A 21,234-nucleotide genomic window follows, 5' to 3' on the forward strand; every position below is an offset into this window, starting at 1 on the left:
AGCGCGGCGAGATTGAGCGCATCGCCTTGCGCCTGCACGTCGATCTTGCCCTCGGCGGCCGTCACCTTGACGCCCTGTGTATTGGCGAAGAGCGACACGGCATTGCCCGCCGCGACGGTGTAATTGCCGCCGATCGCGGCGTCTGCGTTGCCGCCGGTGCTGGTGAAGAGATGCCCGCCCGCGGCCAGTTGCATGTGTTCGCCGCTCGTGAGCGCAACGCCATGCGGCGCGGATGCAAGGATGACCGCCTGCTGCAAGTCCTTGAGTTGCGTTTCCAGCAGCGACTTCTGCGCCTCGCACGCGGCGACCACGGCCTTGGCCTTGTTGACCGCATCGGAAAGGCTTTGCATGCGTGCTTGCGCCGCCTGCAATTGCGTGAGCGCCGCGCTCATGTCGAGCGTCTGACCGCCCGCGGTCTTCTGCGCATCGGCGGAAAGGAATAGTCCCTTACCGGCGCGAAGCGCTCCCCACGAATCAGAGCGAAGCTCATAGCCTTCGCCGCGCTTCTGCCTTTCGGCGTTGACGATGTAGCCCAGGTTCAGTTGCGTCTTGCCACCGTACTCGGTGGCGAGCTTCACGCCTTCCTTGCCTTCGGCGTCTTCGAGCCTGAGCTTGTTGTTGCGGATGGTGCGAATGGTGTTACGCGTGTTCCATCCGTTGCGGCCGTGAATCAGGTCGGTCGCGTGGCTGTGGTGGTGAGCGTGGGCGATATAAGGACACCGCGGATCGCCGCCCGCGAAGGCTATGCCGACCTCGGTATCGCGCAATAGCGGCAGGTGAAAGCCCGTCTGATTCGCGCCCGCGAACGGTTTCGCGAGCCGCAGGCGAACGCTCTCGCCGCCTCTGGGCCATTGATCGGTGTCGAAGTCGAAGCGCACGGTGTAGTGACCGTTCTCGTCCAGCTCGGCGTAATCGCTGTCGTCACGCGTGGTAACACGCGCGCTCAACGTGCCGACGATCTTCGGCCAGGAGTGCTCCTGCATCGGAATCCGGTAGGGGCGCTCGGCAGGAATGGCCCGGAACGTGTTGTGATACGACTTGTCGCGTCCGGCTTCGTGGATCACTTCCGACAGCACCATGCCATGCGGCGCATCGGGCAGCTTCTCGTCGAGCCGCACCACCAGCCCCGGACAGAATGCCGACACCGTGCTCTTGCCGTCAAAACGGATCTGTCCGGACAGCGCTTCTTCGTGCCGCAGTTGCGCCTCGAACTTGGCGGCGTCGGCGTCGAGATGGCGGCTGCCCCACGTATAGGACTGTCCGTAGGTGGTTTTATCGTCGCGCGCGAGATTGACTTGCGCTTCGATCGGCTCCCATGAACGCAGGGGGTTGTAGTCGCGAACGCGGATCGACTGCGCGACGGTTACGCTCTGCTGCTGCAATGACAAGACCGCTTCGTGGCCCGTTTCCAGCCCTGAAGTCTCGCGATAGAGCACGTTGGCGCGCAGCGAATAGTCGTATCCATCGATGTCATCGGCGAAGATGACCTGATCGCCGAAATCGCCGGGGCGCGTGTAACAGAACAGCCCCGCCTGCCGCATCAACAGATGGATGAAAGCCCAGTCCGATAGCTGGTGCTGCATGTGAAAGACGAGCTTCGGAAACTTGCGCCGCAGCTTGAACGCGAACTGATGCGTGAGGAAATCGTGATCGCGCAAGATCGCCTCGATGATCTCGGGCACGGTCTTGTTCTGGTAGATGCGCGATCGCTTGGTGATGCGCAAACGCGCAAGCGGCGATTCGACCACGACGCGATACGCGCAGAAGTCGCGCGTCTTGCGAGTTCGTGTGAAGCGCGTGATGTTGCCGTTCCAGTCGCGCGGCGTGCCGTCGCCGGGTAACGGCTCGATGCTGAACGTCGCGTTGTGCCCGAGATAGTCGGCGCGCGCCAGTTCCACATTGGCGGTCAGTTCAAGCGTGATGTGATACGGACTGCCTAGCCGCTCGATCGCCTTGACGGAGATGATCGAGAGGCCATCGCTCGGCGGTGCGCCTCGCACCTTGAGATAGTAGTTCTGCCTGCCCGTGATCCAGCGCGCGAGCGCGGTGGATCGCTTTGATTGTGCTTCCATTGCGTGATCCGTGCGAAATCGGGGATGTCAGGCGGAATGCCTGACGATCGGCCGAGAGTTGACACTGACCACGACTTTTAGATGGACATCACAGTGAGCGCAAGGAGACTTATCTGAATAAAAGTAAGGACTCCGTCGACCAAGCGGTCCATCGACCTTCGTTACTCGTTCGACTGCGCAAGCCCACCCCTCACCACCGCGCCTGCGCCGTCCCCGGCGGCGCCGATTCCCTCGCATACCCCGCCGGCGTCCGCGCAAGTTGCGCGCTCGGCCGCACCGCCATCAACGCACCGAATCCCGATTCATACCGCTCCATATACGGCGCGAGATCCGGCTTTGCGATAGCGAACCCGCCGTCCACACGCCCGAGCCCGCGCAACCAATGTCCCGTCTGCGCGAGCGAAACCTCCACATGCCAGCTTCCGCCCTCACGCTGCTGCTTCCACAGCGCCGCCGCCGCGCCGAACGCCATCAAAAATCCGCTCGCCATGTCGAGCATCTGCATCGGCAAGACGCGCGGCTTGCTCTCGCCGGCTGCTTCTCCCTCCGCCGCGTTGAAGCCCATCGCGGTCTGCACGAGCGAATCGAAACCGCGTCGCGCGGCCCACGGTCCCTCGGCGCCATACGCGCTCAACGACGTATAAACGATGCCCGGCCGATGCCGCGCCACTTCATCCGGCCCGAATCCCAGCGACGCGATCCCGCCCGGCCGATACCCCTGCGCGAACACATGCGCGTCATCGATGAGATGCCAGAGCGTCTCGCGATCCGAAGGCGACCGAAGATCGAGCAGCGCCGATTGTTTTCCGCGGCTCGTATCCGCGATAGCCGGAATGTTCGGCAGATGCGGTCCGTTCACGAGCATCACGTCCGCGCCGAACGCGGCGAGCGCGCGCCCGCCGACCGGCCCCGCGAGAATGCGCGTGAAATCGAGCACGCGCAGGCCATCGAGCGGACGCGCATCCGCCGATAAAGAAGGCAACGCAAGCGCGGGCGCATCGCCGATACGCGTGATCGTCATCAACGGCTGCGCGGCGATAACCTGGCCCTGCGGCGTCGCATCCCATTCGTCGAACGTCCGCAGCATCGTCACGACGAGACCGCGCTCCGCCGCCGCGTTCTCGTAGTCGCCCGCGCGCCACGAAAGCAGCGCGCGTTCGGCGTCCTCACGCGTCGCGATGCGCGGATCGAGCCCGAGCAGAAGCAGCGCGCCATCCTGATGATGTTCGAAGTTCGCATGAATCCGCACGTAGCCATCGGCGCATCGATAGAGACCGGAGAAGCGTCCCCATGTCTCCGGCTCCTTGCCGTCCACCGTGAACGCGCCGGTGCATTCGACCGCCGCGTGCGTCATGTCGACGGACACGCGCTGCCGCTCCACGCCGCGCGCGAAACCAAGCTCGCACGCCGCGAGCGCCGCCGCGCCGATGGTCGCCTGCGCCGCCGTGCCGACAGCGAAGCTGGAAGGGAAAACCGGATCGCGACCCGGAAGGTCGATGAAAGAAAGCGCATCGTCGGGCAAGCCGGCGATGCGCCATAAGCTGCGCAGCGTATCGAGAGAGGAAGTCATGTCGGGCGCTCCTGAGTCGATGGAGCGCCCATTATCACGCCATATGCGTCATTGACGCCGCGTCGCCAGCTCCGCGCCCTGACGCAGCGCTTCGAGCATGCTGCCTTCATCGGCGATGCCCTTGCCCGCGATATCGAACGCCGTGCCGTGATCGACCGACGTGCGGATCACATCCAGACCGACGGTCACGTTCACGCCCGCTTCGAGACCGAGCACCTTCACCGGACCGTGACCCTGATCGTGATACATCGCGACGACGAGATCGAAGTCGCCACGCCCCGCGCGATAGAACAGCGTATCGGCGGGCAGCGGGCCAGTCACATCGAGGCCGCGTTCCTGCAAGAGCTTCACCGCGGGAATGATCTTTTCCTCTTCCTCGCCGTAACCGAACAGACCGTTCTCGCCCGCATGCGGATTGATCCCGCACACGCCGATGCGCGGCTTCGCGATGCCCGCCTTCACGAGCGTCGCGTTGCCGCGCTCGATCGTGCGTTGCACGAGACCCGGCTCGATCTTGCGGATCGCATCGATGATGCCGATATGCGTCGTCACGTGAATCACGCGCAATTGCGGCGCGACGAGCATCATCGACACTTCTTCCACGCCCGTCAGATGCGCGAGCATTTCCGTGTGACCCGGAAACTTGTGGCCGCCCGCGTGCAGCGCTTCCTTGTTGAGCGGCGCGGTGCAGATCGCGTCGATCTGATTCGCCTGCGCCAGTTCCACGGCGCGCGCGATGTACTGGTAAGCCGCATCGCCCGCAACGGCCGACAGTTCGCCGAAGGGCAGGTCGTCGGGGATGAGACCGAGGTCGATGCAGTCGATCACGCCCGGCTCGTAGCGCGCTTCGGTCGCGTCCTTGATGCGCCGCACCGTCGCTTTGCCGCCGACGATTTCGTTGGCGCGTTCGAGACGCCGCGCATCGCCGATCACGAGCGGACGGCACTGCTTGTAGACCGCGTCGTGCGCGAGGCTCTTGACGACGACTTCCGGTCCGACGCCGCTTGCGTCGCCCATCGTGATGCCGATTACGGGGAGATAGTTGCTCATGATTTTCGTCTGGTGATGTCTGTTTTCAACGCGCTTCAACGCGCGATGGGAATATCCGCGCCGCGCAAATGCAGGTACGCGCCGAGCAGCGCGTGCTCGCTGCCGAACGCGCCGGCCTTGGTGACGACCGACGGCCCTTTGCCGTTCGATGGCCGTCCGAGCGCGACGCCCGCTTCGATTTCGCGCACGAGTTCGAGGCTGCCGACGTTCGCGGCGGCGAGCATCGCGCGCGCCGTTTCGCCGCCGGTCGCGATCAGCCCGCCGAGCGCATCGAAATGCGGCGCGACGAGCGCGGCGAGCGCGTTCGACAAGCGGGCGCCCTCGGCGGGATCGAACGCGTCGTCGCGGCCGATTCGCACGATCGCGTCTTCCTGGCCGCGCACCGCGTCGCCGATGCGCGCGCTCCACGTTTGCCATTGCGGATGACGCGCGCCGTCGCGCAACACGGCGGGCGGCACGATCATTTCGCACACGCCGGCTTCGGCGCACAGCAGCGCGCATTGGCGTTCGGAGATGGCCGACAGGCTGCCGACGAGCGCGAGAATCGGGCCTTGCGCCGGTTCGATAATGCTCGCCGACTGCGTGGAAGCGTCGGTATCGAAGAGATCGGGCAGCGCGGCGAGTTCGCGGGCGAGTCCGCCGGAGCCGACCCAGAAGAACGGCTCATCGACGGAAGCGCTCACGCGTGCGAGCGATGCGAGATCGTCGCTGGTTTCGGCATCGACGATGATCGCGTCGATGCCATTGCCCGACGCCGCCGCCGACGCGATCATCAGCGCGACTTCCTGCGGCGCGGCGCGGAACGCATCGAGCGGAACATGCGCGGCGCGCAGGCCGACCGCGTCCAGCAACTCGCGCAAGCCGGCATGCTGCCCGGCGTGTTCGAGCTGCCACGTTTCCGTGTCTTCGAGCGGCACGCCGCGCACGAACACGCGCGCATCGCGCACCGTGCGGCCCGTCGCGGGAAACGCGGGCGTGACGATCGCCGGACCGGCGACGCGCGTCAGCGCCGCGACTTCGGCGGCCCAGTTGCCGCGCAACGTCGAATCGATCTTCTTGTAGAGACGCCGGCCCGGCGCGCGCAACGCGTGCCACGCGTCGGCCGTGCGCTTCGCGGCGTCGGCGGGCGCGAGGCGGCGCGTGTCGGTGTCGGCGGCGACGACGGTCGCGTTCGCGTCCGATGCGCCCGCGTCGAGCGACACGACCGTCTTGCGGCCCGCCGCCGCGAACGCGATCGCGCAATCGGCCGCGCCCGACAGATCGTCGGCGACGATCAGCAAACTCTTCATTGCGTGGCCCCCCGAGCCTTCGCGGACGAACCCGCATCGCGCCGAGCGTTCACGCGTTTCGCGATGGATGCGGTCAATATCGGCGACACGATCGCCGTCACGACGACGCACGCCGCGACGAGCAGCGTCGCCGACTTGGCCGCCTCGTTGTACACCGGATTCGCCGCCGCGATCAGCGCCGGAACGGCCGCCGCGTTGCCCGCGGTGTTCGCTGCCGCCGCGCCCGCCACGCCCGTGCCGCCCGTCAGACGATCCGCGAAATAGAGCGGAATGCCCGTCACGATGACGACCGCGAAACCCAGTCCGATGCCGAGCAAACCGGCTTGCCAGACCTTGTGCAGGTCGAGGCTCGCGCCGAGCGCCAGCGCGAAGAACGGAATCATCACCGGGACGGCGCGGCCGAGAAACTCGCGCATCTCGCGATCGAGATTGCCGAGCAGCATGCCGACCGCGAGCGGCAGAATGCTGCCGACGAGCGTCGGCCACGGAAACGCGGACAAACCGGCGACGCCGAGCGTGACCATCGTCAGGAACGGGCCGGATTCGAGCGACATGATCGTGTACGCGCCCACGTCTTCCGAGCGGCCGTACTGGCCCATCAGCGCCATGTAGAGGCCGCCGTTGGTGTCGTTCATCGCGGCGACGACGGCGAGCGTCGAAATGCCCGCGAACAGTCCCGATGAAACCGGCTGCTCGCCCAGGAAATGCCCGAGCACGATGCCCGCGATGATTGCCGTGCCGACCTTCGTCACGAACAGCGCGCCGCCCTTCTTCAGCAGATAAGGCGTCGCCTTCACGTCGATGCTGGCGCCCATGCATACGTAGAACACCGCGAGAATCGGCAGCGCGCCGGTGAAGAGCGCGTTCGTGAACGAGCCGAAGAACTTCGGCATGCCCGGCATGAACGTGGCGATCAGCGAGCCGATGAGCAACGGGACGATCATCATCCCGCCAGGAACGCGCTCGACGGCGCGCTTGATGTGAAGTTGAGCCATGAAGTCTCCTGAGTGGTCTTTGTCCGATTCGATCATCGATTGATCGAATCGATCAAATCGCAGTGTAGTCCTCCCGTTTGTTTTGCGCAATTTGGTCGTTCTAGGCGTTTACTCTGATCGATGTCGATCATTCCGACTGCTCGAATGACCAAATCGATCAAAATATCGGCCGTGCGCTCGACACGAACCGCGAGCATTCGACGGACCCGGCCGGTTCGCTACACTGTGCGTCGCCGCCAGAACCGTCAAAAGAAAGGAACAGGATGAAAGTCGAGAAACGCCGCGAAGCCATGTTGAAGGCCGTGCTCTCCGGCATGAACGATGTCGCCGCGCTGTGCGAGCACTTCGGCATGTCGGAGGCGACGGTGCGCCGCGACCTGCGCGCGCTCGCCGACGAACGGCGCATCGTGCGCACGTATGGCGGCGCGGCGTCGGTCGGGATGCACGAGCCGGAAGAATCGCTCGATACGCGGCGCGAGAGCTATCGCGAGCAGAAGGAAGCGATCGCGCGCGCGGCGGCGCGTCACGTTCAGGACGGCGACACGATCTTTCTCGACGGCGGCACGACGACCGCCGCGCTCGCGCGCTGCCTCGCCGGGCGCACCGAGATTCACGTCGTGACGAACAATCTGCTGGCGGTGAACACGCTCGCGGCGGCGGATGTGCGCGTGACGCTGATCGGCGGCGACGTGCGGCCATCGAGCATGAGCACGCTCGGACCGATCGCGCAGGTGGCGCTCACGCGCGTCACGTTCGACAAGGCGTTTCTCGGCGCGGATGGTGTCGTCGCGGGCCGCGGGCTGTGCGAGGCGACGGCGGAGCAGGCGTTTCTGAAGGAATGCATCGCGGGCCAGGCGGCGGGCGTGTTCGTGCTCGTCACGTCGAACAAGCTGGAGCGCGCGAATCAGCAGCACTGGACGCCGCTGGAACGCAACTGGACGCTCGTCACCGATGCATGGGCCGAAGCGCCGGTGCTCGCGCGCTTCGGAGAGCGGGGGAATGTGACGGTGGAGACGGCGCAGGTTGCGTCGAAAGAATCGTGACCAGCGCGACGGCGGAATCGCCTGCGAGCTGACCGCCGTTATGCTCGGCGAGCGCGACTTTCGCGTCTGGCCGTTGCCGCGCGCCCGCCCGGCCGCGCAACTGCTGCGTCAACTCGACGATCTGCGCGAGCCCGGTCGCGCTGACCGGATGACCGCGCGAAAGCAATTCGCCGTTCGGCCGAAAGCGACGGCGGCGAGGGCAATCGCGGGCGCCGCGCCGGCGATGCGCGTCGACGAACTTCTCGACGACAGCGATTTCCTCGCCGACGTGCTCTCGTCCGCGCGATGCGAACGGCAGGTTCTGGCCGTGCTGAAGCAGCCATATCCGCTGAGGAAAACGCCCGCGCGCGTGCGCGCCGTGCCGGGCGCGCCGCAACGCGTCAGACGCGCCCCGCCAGCGCCAGCACGCGCTCCAGCTCCGGAAGATCTACCGGCTTGACGAGATGCGCGTCGAAACCGGCGGCGCGCGTGCGGGCCATGTCCTCGTCGGAGCCGAGGCCCGTCATCGCCGCGACGATGACGTGCTTGCCATCGTCACGCATGCGGCGGATCACGTCGAAACCCGTCAGGCCGGGCATCGACAGATCGAGCAGCACGACCTGCGGCCGCGCCGCTTCGAACGATTCGAGCGCGTGCGACCCGTCGTAGGCGGCGCGCGCGTTGTGGCCGAGCATGTCGACGAGCAGCGTCATGCTGTCGGCGGAATCGCGATTGTCGTCGACGACGAGCACATCGAGCTGACGTCCCGCCGTAGCGGCCGGCGTGCCGCTCGCAGGCGTGCCGCGCGCGGGCGGCTCGGCGAGCGGCAGCCACAGCGAGAACGCGCTGCCTCGTCCGGCGCCGCCGCTTTTCGCCTCGACGTGGCCGCCGTGCAGTTCCGCGATCGCGCGCACGAGCGTGAGGCCGATGCCGAGCCCGCCTTCGTCGGCATGCGCGCCCGGCGGATGCTCCTGCACGAACAGATCGAACACCGTGCCGAGCGCTTCGGGCGAGATGCCGCGGCCTTCGTCGATGACGCGCACCAGCACCGTGCCCCCGCGCGGGCCGACTTCGAGCGTGATGGTCGAGCCGTGCGGGCTGAATTTCGACGCGTTGTTGAGCAGATTGTTGAGCGCCTGCACGAGCCGCGTCGGATCGCCGTTGACGAAAAGCGGCTGGCCGCTGTCCTGAATGTCGATGCGCTGTCCGCGCTCGTCGAACGATGGCTGGCTCGCCTCGACGCTCAGGTGCACGACATCCGCGATATCGACGATGTCCGTCGAGAGACGGATCTTGCCTGAGCTGACGCGCCCCGCTTCGAGCAGATCGTCGACGAGCTTCGTCAGATGCGCGAGCTGGCGGTCGACGATCTGACGGCTGCGGATCACGTCGGCGTCGTCGGACGATTTCAGCTTGAGGATGCTGACCGCGTTGCGGATCGGCGCGAGCGGATTGCGCAACTCGTGGCCGAGCAGCGCGAGGAACTCGTTCATGCGCCGGCTCGACGCTTCGAGTTCTTCGAGACGCCGCCGCGCGGTCATGTCGCGCGTGATCTTGACGAAGCCTTGCGCGCCGCCGTTCTTGTTGGGCAGCGCGCTCAGCATGACGTGCGCCCAGAACTCGGTGCCGTCCTTGCGAACGTGCCAGTCCTCGTGTTCGACGCGGCCGCGCTTCGCGGCGAGCGCGAGATCGTCGGTCGGACGGTCGCGGCCGTGTTCGTCCGAGGTGTAGAAAAGCGCGAAATGCCGGCCGATCGCTTCGGCCGCCGTGAAGCCGTAGATCTCGCGCGCGCCTTCGTTCCACGAGCGCACGTAGCCGTTCTGGTCGAGCATGCAGATCGCGTAGTCGCTCACCGAATCGATGAGCAGGCGCAGCCGTTCGTTCGCCTCGTTCGCGACGTGCCGGTCGGTGATGTCGTGCACGAAGCACGCGAACTGGCGCTGGCCTTCGTACCAGACTTCGCTGATCGTCAGCTCGGCGGCGAACTCGCTGCCGTCGCGGCGCAGCGCGGGCAACTCGACGCGCGTGTTGATGATGCGCGCCTCGCCCGTCGCGAGATAGCGCGTGAGGCCCGTGCGGTGTGCGTCGCGAAAGCGTTCCGGCACGATGAACGACGCGAGTTCCCGGCCCGCGACTTCGCGATGTTTCCAGCCGAAAAGCACGCTCGCGGCCTCGTTCCATTCGACGACCATGCCGGCTTCGTCCATCGATACGAATGCGACGTGCGCGTTATCGAGCACGGTCTGACGGCGGCGCAGGGCGTCGGCGAGCTTCTTCTCGTATTCGATGCGCAGCGACGACTCGACGGAGAGATCCGCGGCGACGCTGGCTTTCTCCCGCAGCAGCGCGCGATTTTCCTGCGCGATCTCCTCGCGCGCGATGGTTTCCGCGATGCACGCGCAAAACGCATCGAGGATGCTGATGTCCGAATGTCCGAAATAGTCGACTTCACCGGAGATGAGCTTCAGCACGGCGACCGAGCGGCCTTCGTAGACGACGGGCGCGACGACCATCGACACGGCGCCGACGGCTTTGCACGCCGCGCGGTCGACGCGATGATCCGTCGCCGAATTGCGGCAGATGAGCGCTTGCTGGCGCGTGATGCAAAGCCCGGACAGACTGCCGGCCGTGGGCAGCCGCACGCCGATGTGCGCCGCCGCCTTGCCGCTTGCCGCGCGGTAGTGGAGCGTGTCGCCCTCGATCCATTCCACGACGGCGGACGCGACGCCCGCGACTTCTCTCAGCGTGTCAGTGACTTTCTGCAGATAAGCGTTAAGCGGGAGCCGCGAATGGGCGAGGCTGGCGAACGTGGCGAACCATCGCTGGAAATGCGCCTGACGCGTATGTTCCGCCTTGATTTTCTTTTCCGGTGTCGACGCCTCGTATTGAGTCCGCATAGGGTATTTCCAATCGATGGATTCGCGATCTTCGAGTCGCGGAGATATCGGGTTTTTTGCGACGGATTAATCGCTCAATTGGAACACAAATACGGCCGCAATCGTTTGCTGTTCGAGAAGATTTTTAGAGGCTTGGGCCGCCGATGAAGCGCGTCGGGGCGGCATGCCGGGGATTATTGACTGGATCGTAAGCCGTTATGGGCATAAGTACGACAAATGACCGGTTGTGCATTCGCGGATTTATTGCGTGAGTATTAATTCCGTGCCGACGGGCGTATGGCGGTAAATTCGGCTTGCTTTCTTTCGCGCGTTCGGATTTGCGATGCGGGAAAGGACCCCTCGCGGCGGATGGTTTATTTCGTTATCCGGAAAATGCGGTTCGCCGAATTGGTTTATTGGGCGATTATTACGCTATTGCTTTTGCGGTTGCTTCAGATTCAATACGCATACCTCGCCACGACTTCCGCGACGCGCCCCAACGCGTCGCCCAACGTCGCCACATCCACCGATCCCAGCGCCAGCCGCAGCGCATGCGGCACCTGCGCCGCCGTGCAAAACGGCTCGGCCGTCGATACCGAAATCCGCTCTTCCATCAGCGCCGCCGCGATGCGATCCGCGCGCACTTCCTCGGGCATCGGCAGCCACAGAAAGTACGACGCCGGATGCGTCACGCGCTTCAAACGCCCCAACGCACGCGCCGCGATGAGCTGGCGCATCGACGCATCCGCGCGCTTTTCCGCTTCGAGTCTCTCGACCGTGCCGTCCGCGAGCCAGCCGCACGCGATGGCCGTCATGACGCCCGGCGTGTTCCACGTCGTCACGCGGATGGCGCGCTCGATCTTCGGCACCCATTCGGATGGCGCGACGACATAGCCGACACCCAGTCCCGTCGCCACGTTCTTCGAAAAGCCGGATACGTACACCGTCAGTTCCGGCGCGATCGCGGCGAGCGGCGGCGGAGCGTCATCGGCGAGAAAGGCATAGGCCGCATCCTCGATGATGAAAAAGCCATGCCTGCGCGCAAGCGCTGCCAGTTGCCTGCGCCGCGTCGCCGTCATCACCCAGCCGAGCGGATTGTGCAGCGTCGGCATCGTGTAGACCGCGCGCACGCGGCGCCGCTTGCACAACGCCTCGAGCGCGTCGGGATCGGGGCCCGTGCCCGATGCGCGTATCGGCGCGAGTTCGATCCGGTGCGCGTCGGCGAGCAGCTTGAAGCCGGGATAGGTCAGCGTATCGACCGCGACCACATCGCCGGGTTTCAAGAGCGCCATGACCGTCGTGGCGAGGCCGTGCTGCGCGCCATCGACGAGCATCACGCGATCCGCGCTCACATCGAGACCACGGCGCGCGAGATGACGCGCGACCGTCGCCCGATCGCGTGCGCGTCCGCCATGCGGCTGATAGCGCAACAGCGCTTCCAGATCGCCCGCCGATGACAACTGCCGCAACGCACTGCGCAACAGTTCCGCCTGGCCGGCGAGCGCGGGGTAGTTGAAGTTGAGGTCGACCATGTCCGCGGCGATCGCGACCTGATCGATGCCGAGCGCTCGCGAAAGCGTCGTTTCCTTCACGAACGTACCGCGTCCCGTTTCGCCGCTGACGAGTCCCATCGCGTTCAGTTCGGCATACACGCGCGTCGCGGTCACGATGCCGAGCCGCTCGCGCGCGGCCAGCTCGCGATGCGTCGGCAGACGCGTGCCGGGCTTGAGGCGGCCGGAACGAATGTCATCGACGAACCTGTCGACGATCTGCTTGTAGCGCGGTGGTTTCGGCATGAGCGCCCATTCCCGATGTATCCATGACAATTGTTTGATTGTATTCGTCTCGCGCCGTAGCATGCACTCATGCGTTCCATGCGATGAAAGGAGAACAACATGCATATCGCCATTCTCACGTTCGACGGCTTCAACGAACTCGACTCACTGATCGCGCTCGGCATTCTCAATCGCGTGAAAAAGCCTGGCTGGAAGGTGTCGATTGCATGTCCATCGGACGAAGCGCGTTCGATGAACGGCGTCGTGCTCAAAGCGCAAGCCACGCTCGAAGACGCCGCGCAGGCCGATGCCGTGATCGTCGGCAGCGGCATGCTCACGCGCGAAGTCGTCGCGGATCAATCGCTGATGGCGCGCATCAGGCTCGATCCCGCGCGTCAGTTGCTGGCGGCGCAATGCTCGGGCACGCTCGTCCTCGCGAAGCTCGGACTTCTTCGGGACGTCCCCGCCTGCACCGATCTGACGACCAAGCCGTGGGTCGAGGAAGCGGGCGTGCGCACGCTCGATCAGCCGTTCGTCGCAAACGGCAATGTCGCGACGGCGGGTGGGTGCCTCGCATCGCAATATCTCGCGGCGTGGGTGATCGCGCGGGTCGAAGGCGTCGCAGCGGCGCGCAGTGCGATGCATTACGTCGCGCCCGTCGGCGAGAAGGAAGACTACGTCGAGCGCGCGATGAAAAACATCGCGCCTTACATCGACGTCGCCGCGCTCGCCTGAGTGGCGAAAATCGTGCACCGCAAAGCCCGTCGCATTGCGAACGACGGGCTTTTTCATGCTGCACGTGCGCAAAGAAAGCCGCTTGTATAAAGCAGTAAACGCTTCGGGAAAGTCCCTACGGAAACATCAGACGTCTGATGTATATTTCATGGACTGTCATCCGAGAGAGCCTCATGCGACTGAGCGTCGAGCGATCGATGAGCGACAAGATCCAGGAGTCGCTCCTCACCATGATCCGCGAGCGCAAGCTCAAGCCCGGCGACCAGATTCCCACTGAAATAGAGCTTTGCGAGCTGCTCGGCGTCGGACGGTCGAGCTTGCGCGAAGCGGTTGCGCAGATGATCTCGCATGGCTTGCTGTCGCGTCAGCAAGGCAAGGGCACCTTCATCAGACAAATTTCGCTGAAGCTGCACGGCGGACTCGATGATCTGATGTCGGTGACGGACATGATTCGCAGCGTGGGCGCAGTGCCATCGACGAGTCGCATCCACACGGACACAGTCGCCGCATCGGAAAGTCTCGCGGAAAAGCTCGCGATCAGGCCCGGCGATCCATGCGTGCGAATCGAGCGCGTGCGGCGCGCGGACGACGCCATCGCCGCGTATTGCATCGACACGATCCCGAAGCGCGTGTTCGATGCGGCCGAAGGCGATCTGGGCGAATCGCTTTTCGGCATGTTCGAGCGCACGGGACGGCGGCTGTCGCATACACATACGTCGATACAGCCGACCATTCTCACGCCGCGCGATCTGCCCGAACTGGGCGACGGTTTCGGTCTGTTTCTGCTGCTGGACGAAGTGGATTTCGATCAGAGCGGCGAGCCGCTTTGCTATAGCAACGACTACTACAACACGAGCATCTTCAAGTTCGATCTGGTGCGCAAGCGTCGCTGACTGCGATGCGCGCACGGGCAACATCGGAGGAGACACCGATGGAGTTTGAAGCTTTCACCGCGCAGGAACTCGCTGCCTATCTCGGCGGCGTGCCCGACGTGCGCGCGTTGCTGGGCGAGCCCGACGATCTCGAAGTCGTCGAAGTCGGCGATGGCAATCTGAACTATGTGTACTTCGTGACCAACGCGAAGACGCCGCAGCGCAGTGTCGTCGTCAAGCAGGCGCCGCCGTTCCTGCGGCTCGTCGGCAAGACGTGGCCGCTTTCATGTCAGCGCATGGAGCATGAAGTCGCGGCGTTGCGGCGCTTCGGCGCGCTGTGTCCGCAGCATGTGCCGAAGGTTTATCACGCCGACAGCAAGCGCTTTCTGATGGTGATGCAGCATCTCGCGTCGCATCGCATTCTTCGTCAAGGTCTGATGGATGGCACGACGTATCCGCGTCTCGCGAATCATCTGTCGAGCTATCTCGCGCATACGCTGTTCTACGGCTCAGATCTCTTTCTCGCGCCCGATATCAAGAAGCAGGCCGCGAGCGCCGCGGTCAACTCGGAGCTATGCAAGATCACCGAGGATCTCGTCTTCACGTATCCGTTCGAGGATCATCCGTCGAACATGTATAGCCCCGCCTTGCCGAAGGCCGCGATCGAAAGGTTGCGAACGCACGAGCCTTTGCGCATCGCGGCCGCCGACATGAAGTGGGCGTTCATGAATCACGCCGAGACCTTGCTGCATGGCGATCTGCATACCGGCTCGATCATGGTCAACGAAGACGAAACCTTCGTGATCGATCCGGAGTTCGCGTTCTATGGACCGATGGGCTTCGACGTCGGCGCGCTCATCGCGAATCTGCTGCTCGCATATTTCTCGCGCGACTGGCACGGCCGCATCGACGGACGCGATCCCGTCGCGTATCAGGAATGGCTGCTCGAACAGATGACGCGCATCTGGACCGGCTTCAGCGCGCAGTTTCTCGAACTGTGGCGCGATCACGAGAGCCGCAGCAAGCGGCGCTTCATCGGCGGGCAAGCGGAAAGCCGCGCGCTCAGCGCGTATCGCGCGCATTTCATGCGGCGTTTGCTCGCGGATACGCTGGGCTTCGCGGGCTGCAAGATGATTCGCCGCATCGTCGGCATGGCGAAGGTGGCGGAGATCACGCGCATTCCGGATGCCGAGGCGCGCGCGCGTATCGAAGTGCGTTGCCTGCGTTGCGCGGAAGCGTTGCTCGTTGGACGCGCGACGTTTGGCGATATCGAACAGGTTGCGGTGCTCGCGCGCGAAATTCAACGCGACACCGCGACGATGTGACAGGAGACTTCATGGCTTCGCAGCCCTTGTTCAGCACGCTTCCCCCGACGATCGAATGGCGCGACGGCGATCTGCTGCTGCTCGATCAGACGCGTCTGCCGCATGAGATCGTCGTGGAGAACATCGCCGACGTGAAAGCGGTATGGCGCGCCATCCGCGAGTTGCGCGTGCGCGGGGCGCCGGCTATCGGCGTGGCGGCGGCGTACGGGCTTTGCATCGCGATGCGTGATTCGACGACGCTTCCGGTTGCGCTGTATCGCGCGGAGCTGGAACGTCATGCGAACTGGCTCGAAACGGCGCGGCCTACCGCGGTGAACCTGAGCTGGGGCGTGCGGCGCATGCTGCGTCACGCACGCGATATCGACGCGAAAGATAGCGCGACGCTTCACGCGGCGCTCGTCGAAGAAGCGAAGCGAATCCACGATGAAGATCGCGCGCTGTGCGAAGGCATCGGCGAGCATGGCATGCCGTTGATACGCGAAGGCATCGGCGTGCTCACGCACTGCAATGCGGGCGCGCTCGCGACGACGGGCATCGGCACGGCCACCGCGCCGATCTATGCGGCGCGTCGCGCGGGCCTCGCGTTCAAGGTCTACGCCGATGAAACGCGTCCGCTTCTGCAAGGCGCGCGGCTTACCGCGTTCGAATTGCAGCAGGCGGGCGTCGACGTCACGCTCATCATGGATAGCGCGGCCGCATCGATCATGTCGCAAGGGCTCGTCGATCTCGTGATCGTCGGGACGGATCGCGTCGCGGCGAACGGCGATTTCGCCAACAAGATCGGCACGCTCGGACTTGCCATCGCAGCGAATCACTACGGCATTCCGTTCTATGTCGCGTGTCCTTCATCGACGCTCGATCTGCAAACGGCAAGCGGATCGCGCATCGAAATCGAAGAGCGCGACGCCGAGGAAATCACGCATCTCGCCGGACGACGCATCGCGCCCGATGCGATGCAGGCGCGCAATCCCGCGTTCGACGTGACGCCGCATGCGCTCGTCAGCGGCTTCATCACGGAACGCGGCATCGTGCGCGCGCCGTTCGAGCGCTCGTTGCGCACGCTGTTCGACGCAGAGGGGACCGCCGCATGATCGCGGCCGATGAAAGCGCGTTGCGCCGCGCGATCGTCGATACGTCGCTCGAAATGGAGCGGCTCGGCATCAATCAGGGCACATCGGGCAATGTGAGCGCGCGGTATCGCGATGGCTTTCTTGTCACGCCGAGCGGCGTGTCGGCGCGCGAGCTCGACGAGCAACAGATCGTGTGGCTGCCGCTCGACGTTACCGACGATGCCGACATTCTTCGCATCGCACGGCCGTCGTCGGAATGGCGCATTCATCGCGACATCCTGCGCGCGCGTGACGATATTCATGCGGTCGTGCATACGCATTCGATCGCCGCGACCGCGCTCGCCATTCATGGCCGCGACATTCCCGCGCTGCATTACATGGTCGCGGCGGCGGGCGGCAAGTCGATACGTTGCGCGTCTTATGCGATCTTCGGCAGCCAGGCATTGTCGGATCACGCGCTTGCCGCGCTCGACGAGCGTCGCGCATGTCTGCTCGCGCATCATGGCGTGATCGCGCTCGGCACCGATCTCTCGCGCGCCGTGTGGCTCGCGCATGAAGTGGAAGTGCTCGCGAAGCAATATCTGCTGGCGTTGCAGATCGGCGCACCGCCTTTGCTTTCCGATCAACAGATGGAAGAAGTGCTGGAGAAGTTCAAGACATACGGCAAGCGCAATACGGAGGATCGCTGATACGCGCGTGACGGGAAGCGATGCCTCATCGCAAGAACAAATCGCATTGAACAACTCGTACAACGGAGACAGTCATGGCCTGGAGCTCGGCAAGATTCGACAGTTGGGGAACGTTCGGCAAATCCACGGGCGCGGCGTTGCTCTGCGCGGCGGCCGCGTTGAGCGGATGCTCGAAGAGCGACAACTCGTCGTCGACAAGCAGCACCAACGCGGCATCGGGCGCGAACGCGGCGGCTAGCGCGCCGGCGAGTGCGCCGGCCGCAACCTCGGCGGGCGGCAAGACGAAGATCGGCTTTTCGATCGCGACTTTGAACAACGCGTTCTTCGTCGGATTGAAGGCGGGCGTGGAGCGCGGCGCGAAGGATCAGGGCTTCGAGCTCGTGCAGACCAACGCGAACGGCGACGCGCAGCAGCAGGTCAACGATGCGATCAATCTGCTGAGTCAGGGCGTGACGGCGCTCGTGCTGAATCCGATCGATTCGAAGGCGATCATTCCCGCTGTCGAGAAAGCCAACTCGATGAACATACCCGTCTTCACGCTCGATCGCGGATCGGATGGCGGCAAGGTCACGTCCTTCGTTGCATCGGATAACGTCGCGTTGGGGCAGACGGGAGCGAAGTGGATCGCCGAGCAACTGAAGAAGCGCTATGGCGAAGAGAAGGGCAACGTGGTCGACCTGATCGGTCTTGTCGGCACGACCGCCGCGACGGATCGCGAAAAGGGCTTCAGCGAAGAGATCGCGAAGTATCCGAACATCAAGGTCGTCGCGCGTCAGGAAGGCGCGTTCGACCAGGAGAAGTCGCTCAACGCGATGACGAGCATCCTGCAGAAGTTCCCGCAGATCGATGCGGTGTTCGGCGCCAACGATGACAACACGGTGGGCGCGGAAAAGGCCATCGACAATGCGGGCCGCTACAAGCCGCTGGGCGACAAGGAGCACATTCTCGTGATCGGCGCGGACGGCACCGCGCAGGCGCTGTCCGCGATTCGCGCGGGCAAGCAGGATGCGACGATCTCGCAGAACCCGATCCAGATGGCGGCGAAGTCGCTGCAGTTCATCGCGGATTACAACGCGAAGAAGGACGTGCCCGCGAACTATGCGTGGCCGACGATGCTCATCGACAAGTCGAACATCGATTCGGACGAAGTGAAGAAGTACGGCCTGTGGTCCGAGGAAGTGAAGCAGTAAGGCCAACCGGAACGCGCGACATGACAGTCGAAACGGCAGCACTCGCGCACACGGCTTCGCACGCGGCGAAGCCGTTGTTGCACATGCAGGGCATCGTCAAGAGCTTCCCCGGCGTGAAGGCGCTGCGTGGCGTGAGCCTGGAGTTGCAGGCGGGTCACGTGATGGCGATCGTCGGCGAGAACGGGGCGGGCAAGTCGTCGCTCGTGAAGGTGTTGTCGGGCGCATATGAACCCGACGAAGGCACGATCGAGATCGACGGCATGCCGCTCGCGCGTGGCACGAATGCGGCAATCGATGCGGGCGTGGCCGTCATTTATCAGGAGCTTTCGCTCATCAACGACATGACGGTCGCGGAAAATCTGTTCCTCGGCCGCATGCCTTCGCGCAACGGCTTCGTGATGATGCGCGAGGCGAACACGATGGCGCGCGAAGCGCTCGCGCGCGTCGGCCTCGACAACGTGCCGCCCTGGATGCGGCTCGGCGATCTGCCGTTGAACAAGCGGCAACTCGTCGAAGTGGCGAAGGCGATTGCACGCGATGCGCGCATCCTCGTGATGGACGAACCGACTGCCGCGCTGCAAAGCCACGACATCGAGAATCTGTATGCGGTCGTGCGCCGCTTGCGCGCGGAAGGCATGGGCATCATCTTCATCTCGCATCATCTGGAGGAGGTGTTCGAGCTTGCGGATTCCGCTGTCGTGATGCGCGATGGCGCGACCGTCGGCGCGCGCCCGATGTCCGCATGGACCGAAGCCGATCTCGTGCAGGCGATGGTCGCGCGCAATCTCGAATCGTTCTATCCGTGGGAGCCGCGCGAGTATGGTCCGGTCGTGCTCGAAGTGCGCAATCTCGCGAGCGCGCCGCTTCTGCGCAATGCGAGCTTCACGGTGCGCGCGGGCGAGATCGTCGGCATTGCGGGCATCGCGGGTGCGGGACGCACCGAGCTGCTGAAGACGATCTTCGGCGCGTTGCCGGTGACGAGCGGCGAGATTCTCGTCAAGGGGAAGAAGGTCAGCAATCATTCGCCGACGCAAGGCGTGCGTCATGGGCTTGTCTATACGTCGGAGGATCGCAAGCTCGAAGGGCTGGTGCTGGAGGCGAATATCGAAGAGAACGTCGCGCTGTCGAGCCTCAAGGCGCTGGCGAGCGGCGGCTTCGTGAGCCGCGTGAAGAAGCGCAGGCTCGCGCAGGAAGCGAGTGCGCGCTTCGGCGTGCGTGCGTCTTCGGTGTTGCAGATCACGGGAACGCTTTCGGGCGGCAATCAGCAGAAGGTGATTCTTGGCCGCGCGACGGCGACGAGTCCGGTCGTCATCATGCTCGATGAACCGACGCGCGGCATCGACGTGGGCGCGAAGTCGGAGATCTACGCGCACATGGTGACGATGGCGCGCGCGGGCGCGGCGGTCGTCATGGTGAGTTCGGAGCTGCCGGAGTTGCTGGGCATGTCGGATCGCGTGCTGGTGATGTATCGCGGCAGCATCGTGACCGAGATCGCGCGCGACAAGGCGGATTCGGAAACGGTCATTCAGTGGGCAACGACAGGAGCAGGCGCATGACCTCCACGGCAGCCGATCGTTCGGATACGGAGGCGCTGTCGCGCCGTGTGATCCGTCAGTTGAGGAGCGGCATCGGACCTTTGTTCGCGGCGCTCGTCATCATCTGTATTGCGTTGTCGATTGCATCGCCCGAGTTTCTTACGACGAGCACGCTGACCAACATCATGGTGCAGGTGTCTGTGGTCGGCATCGCGGCGGTGGGCGGGACGTTCGTCATCATCACGTCCGGCATCGATCTTTCTGTCGGATCGCTCGTTGCGTTGAGCGGGATGGTCGCGGCGACCGTCATGGCGGGGTCGAGTCCGGGCGCGGTCGGATTGGGCGTTGCGGGGTTGTGCGTGGCGCTCGCGGTGGGCGCGTTCGCGGGCGCGCTGAATGGGCTCGTGATTTCGTGGCTGAGGCTCGTGCCGTTCATCGTCACGCTTGCCGCGATGGCCATGGCGCGTGGCCTGACGCTCGCCATTTCCGACGGCCGCACCAAGTTCGATTTTCCTGACGCGTTCACGATGTTCGGTGCGAAGACCGTTGCTGGCTTGCCTATGCCGATGGTCGTGATGCTCGTCGTGTTCGTCGTCGGACATGTGTTGCTGCGCAAGACGACGTTCGGGCATCAGGTGTTCGCCGTCGGCGGGAATCAGGAAGCGGCGCGGCTTGCCGGGATTCCGGTTCGACGTGTGGTGTTCTTCACTTACATGCTTGCCGGTGCGACGGCGGCGATTGCAGGCATCGTGCTCGCCGGGCGGTTGAATTCCGCTTTGCCTTCGGCGGCTAATGGGCTGGAGTTGCAGGTTATCGCGGCTATTGTGATTGGGGGGACTTCGCTGGCGGGCGGGCGTGGGTCCATCGTCGGGACTTTTATCGGTGTCGTGCTGATTGGGGTCATCAATGTTGGGCTCTCTCTTCTTGGGGTGAATCCGTTCTGGACGCAGTTCATTCAAGGCGGTGTCATCTTTGCTGCGGTCTTGCTCGATGCGCTTAGTCAGCGGAGGAAGGTTTGATGGTTTCTGCTTTTTATCGCCGGATCCCGCTGTCGTGTCGGTCTATTAGCGTTGCCCCTGTGCGGGGCGGCAGTCACTTTCTTTGCTGCTGCAAAGAAAGCAACTGTATTGAGCGTCAAGGGTTGAGTTGGTAAGGATCATGGTTTTGGG

16 protein-coding genes and 1 pseudogene are annotated in these 21,234 nt (G+C 64.3%); 9 read left to right on the forward strand and 8 right to left on the reverse strand.

Features of this window, described 5'->3' with window-relative positions; translation table 11 throughout:
- The 5 genes from NCT05_RS26010 to NCT05_RS26030 form a co-directional block, all read right to left on the reverse strand.
- Positions 1-2,072, reverse strand: a 2,072-nt coding sequence (locus tag NCT05_RS26010; RefSeq protein ID WP_250503526.1) for a type VI secretion system Vgr family protein, incomplete at its 3' end; no start/stop codon positions are given.
- A gap of 190 nt (positions 2,073-2,262) precedes the next feature.
- On the reverse strand, positions 2,263-3,642 hold the full coding sequence (locus NCT05_RS26015; protein ID WP_250503527.1) for a CoA transferase: 1,380 nt from the start codon (positions 3,640-3,642) through the stop codon (positions 2,263-2,265).
- 48 nt (positions 3,643-3,690) lie between these two features.
- A complete protein-coding gene (pdxA, locus tag NCT05_RS26020) occupies positions 3,691-4,692 on the reverse strand; it encodes a 4-hydroxythreonine-4-phosphate dehydrogenase PdxA (RefSeq protein ID WP_008347439.1) in 1,002 nt (333 codons plus the stop codon).
- A gap of 35 nt (positions 4,693-4,727) precedes the next feature.
- A complete protein-coding gene (locus tag NCT05_RS26025; RefSeq protein ID WP_250503528.1) occupies positions 4,728-5,981 on the reverse strand; it encodes a four-carbon acid sugar kinase family protein in 1,254 nt (417 codons plus the stop codon).
- Positions 5,978-6,976: a 2-keto-3-deoxygluconate permease gene (locus NCT05_RS26030; protein ID WP_250503529.1), complete on the reverse strand. Its 999-nt coding sequence runs from the start codon at positions 6,974-6,976 to the stop codon at positions 5,978-5,980. Before NCT05_RS26030 ends, NCT05_RS26025 begins: the two co-directional genes overlap by 4 nt.
- Positions 6,977-7,239: 263 nt before the next feature.
- Between NCT05_RS26030 and NCT05_RS26035 the strand changes: the two genes are divergently transcribed.
- A complete protein-coding gene (locus NCT05_RS26035) occupies positions 7,240-8,019 on the forward strand; it encodes a DeoR/GlpR family DNA-binding transcription regulator (RefSeq protein WP_250503530.1) in 780 nt (259 codons plus the stop codon).
- Here NCT05_RS26035 and NCT05_RS26040 read toward each other — a convergent pair.
- From NCT05_RS26040 to NCT05_RS26050, 3 genes and pseudogenes are all read right to left on the reverse strand, one after another.
- Positions 8,003-8,197 (reverse strand): annotated as a pseudogene (locus NCT05_RS26040) (thiolase C-terminal domain-containing protein); the annotation flags it as partial. The gene NCT05_RS26035 and the pseudogene NCT05_RS26040 overlap by 17 nt on opposite strands.
- Positions 8,198-8,399: 202 nt before the next feature.
- A complete protein-coding gene (locus NCT05_RS26045; protein WP_250503531.1) occupies positions 8,400-10,895 on the reverse strand; it encodes a hybrid sensor histidine kinase/response regulator in 2,496 nt (831 codons plus the stop codon).
- 437 nt (positions 10,896-11,332) lie between these two features.
- The gene (locus NCT05_RS26050; protein ID WP_250503532.1) at positions 11,333-12,670 is read right to left on the reverse strand and encodes an aminotransferase-like domain-containing protein; all 1,338 of its coding nucleotides are present in this window, start codon (positions 12,668-12,670) and stop codon (positions 11,333-11,335) included.
- 99 nt (positions 12,671-12,769) lie between these two features.
- On the opposite strand from NCT05_RS26050, the gene NCT05_RS26055 reads away from it, so the two are divergent.
- The 8 genes from NCT05_RS26055 (at position 12,770) to NCT05_RS26090 (ending at position 21,084) form a co-directional block, all read left to right on the forward strand.
- Complete coding sequence (locus tag NCT05_RS26055) at positions 12,770-13,384, forward strand: DJ-1/PfpI family protein (protein ID WP_250503533.1); 615 nt, start codon at positions 12,770-12,772, stop codon at positions 13,382-13,384.
- A 197-nt stretch (positions 13,385-13,581) separates the two neighbouring features.
- The gene (locus NCT05_RS26060; RefSeq protein ID WP_239295565.1) at positions 13,582-14,277 is read left to right on the forward strand and encodes a GntR family transcriptional regulator; all 696 of its coding nucleotides are present in this window, start codon (positions 13,582-13,584) and stop codon (positions 14,275-14,277) included.
- A gap of 38 nt (positions 14,278-14,315) precedes the next feature.
- A complete protein-coding gene (mtnK, locus tag NCT05_RS26065) occupies positions 14,316-15,581 on the forward strand; it encodes an S-methyl-5-thioribose kinase (RefSeq protein WP_250503534.1) in 1,266 nt (421 codons plus the stop codon).
- A gap of 11 nt (positions 15,582-15,592) precedes the next feature.
- Positions 15,593-16,672, forward strand: a complete 1,080-nt coding sequence (mtnA, locus tag NCT05_RS26070; RefSeq protein ID WP_175983268.1) for an S-methyl-5-thioribose-1-phosphate isomerase — start codon at positions 15,593-15,595, stop codon at positions 16,670-16,672.
- Positions 16,669-17,340, forward strand: a complete 672-nt coding sequence (locus tag NCT05_RS26075) for an L-fuculose-phosphate aldolase (RefSeq protein WP_250503535.1) — start codon at positions 16,669-16,671, stop codon at positions 17,338-17,340. The genes mtnA and NCT05_RS26075 overlap by 4 nt, the downstream gene beginning before the upstream one ends.
- A 74-nt stretch (positions 17,341-17,414) precedes the next feature.
- Complete coding sequence (locus NCT05_RS26080) at positions 17,415-18,530, forward strand: sugar ABC transporter substrate-binding protein (RefSeq protein ID WP_008347464.1); 1,116 nt, start codon at positions 17,415-17,417, stop codon at positions 18,528-18,530.
- Between the two features lie 20 nt (positions 18,531-18,550).
- Positions 18,551-20,086, forward strand: a complete 1,536-nt coding sequence (locus tag NCT05_RS26085; RefSeq protein ID WP_175983267.1) for a sugar ABC transporter ATP-binding protein — start codon at positions 18,551-18,553, stop codon at positions 20,084-20,086.
- On the forward strand, positions 20,083-21,084 hold the full coding sequence (locus NCT05_RS26090; protein ID WP_175983266.1) for an ABC transporter permease: 1,002 nt from the start codon (positions 20,083-20,085) through the stop codon (positions 21,082-21,084). The genes NCT05_RS26085 and NCT05_RS26090 overlap by 4 nt, the downstream gene beginning before the upstream one ends.
- Positions 21,085-21,234 lie beyond the last annotated feature (150 nt).

Origin of the sequence: Caballeronia sp. AZ7_KS35 (assembly GCF_023631045.1) — a bacterium.
GTDB lineage: Bacteria > Pseudomonadota > Gammaproteobacteria > Burkholderiales > Burkholderiaceae > Caballeronia > Caballeronia zhejiangensis.

Coding starts and splice junctions, on each gene's coding strand:
- NCT05_RS26075 (WP_250503535.1), top strand. CDS start 16,669: ATGATCGCGGCCGATGAAAGCGCGTTGCGCCGCGCGATCGTCGATACG.
- NCT05_RS26055 (WP_250503533.1), top strand. CDS start 12,770: ATGCATATCGCCATTCTCACGTTCGACGGCTTCAACGAACTCGACTCA.
- pdxA (WP_008347439.1), bottom strand. CDS start 4,692: ATGAGCAACTATCTCCCCGTAATCGGCATCACGATGGGCGACGCAAGC.
- NCT05_RS26050 (WP_250503532.1), bottom strand. CDS start 12,670: ATGCCGAAACCACCGCGCTACAAGCAGATCGTCGACAGGTTCGTCGAT.
- mtnA (WP_175983268.1), top strand. CDS start 15,593: ATGGCTTCGCAGCCCTTGTTCAGCACGCTTCCCCCGACGATCGAATGG.
- NCT05_RS26085 (WP_175983267.1), top strand. CDS start 18,551: ATGACAGTCGAAACGGCAGCACTCGCGCACACGGCTTCGCACGCGGCG.
- NCT05_RS26060 (WP_239295565.1), top strand. CDS start 13,582: ATGAGCGACAAGATCCAGGAGTCGCTCCTCACCATGATCCGCGAGCGC.
- NCT05_RS26045 (WP_250503531.1), bottom strand. CDS start 10,895: ATGCGGACTCAATACGAGGCGTCGACACCGGAAAAGAAAATCAAGGCG.
- NCT05_RS26090 (WP_175983266.1), top strand. CDS start 20,083: ATGACCTCCACGGCAGCCGATCGTTCGGATACGGAGGCGCTGTCGCGC.
- NCT05_RS26015 (WP_250503527.1), bottom strand. CDS start 3,642: ATGACTTCCTCTCTCGATACGCTGCGCAGCTTATGGCGCATCGCCGGC.
- NCT05_RS26035 (WP_250503530.1), top strand. CDS start 7,240: ATGAAAGTCGAGAAACGCCGCGAAGCCATGTTGAAGGCCGTGCTCTCC.
- mtnK (WP_250503534.1), top strand. CDS start 14,316: ATGGAGTTTGAAGCTTTCACCGCGCAGGAACTCGCTGCCTATCTCGGC.
- NCT05_RS26025 (WP_250503528.1), bottom strand. CDS start 5,981: ATGAAGAGTTTGCTGATCGTCGCCGACGATCTGTCGGGCGCGGCCGAT.
- NCT05_RS26080 (WP_008347464.1), top strand. CDS start 17,415: ATGGCCTGGAGCTCGGCAAGATTCGACAGTTGGGGAACGTTCGGCAAA.
- NCT05_RS26030 (WP_250503529.1), bottom strand. CDS start 6,976: ATGGCTCAACTTCACATCAAGCGCGCCGTCGAGCGCGTTCCTGGCGGG.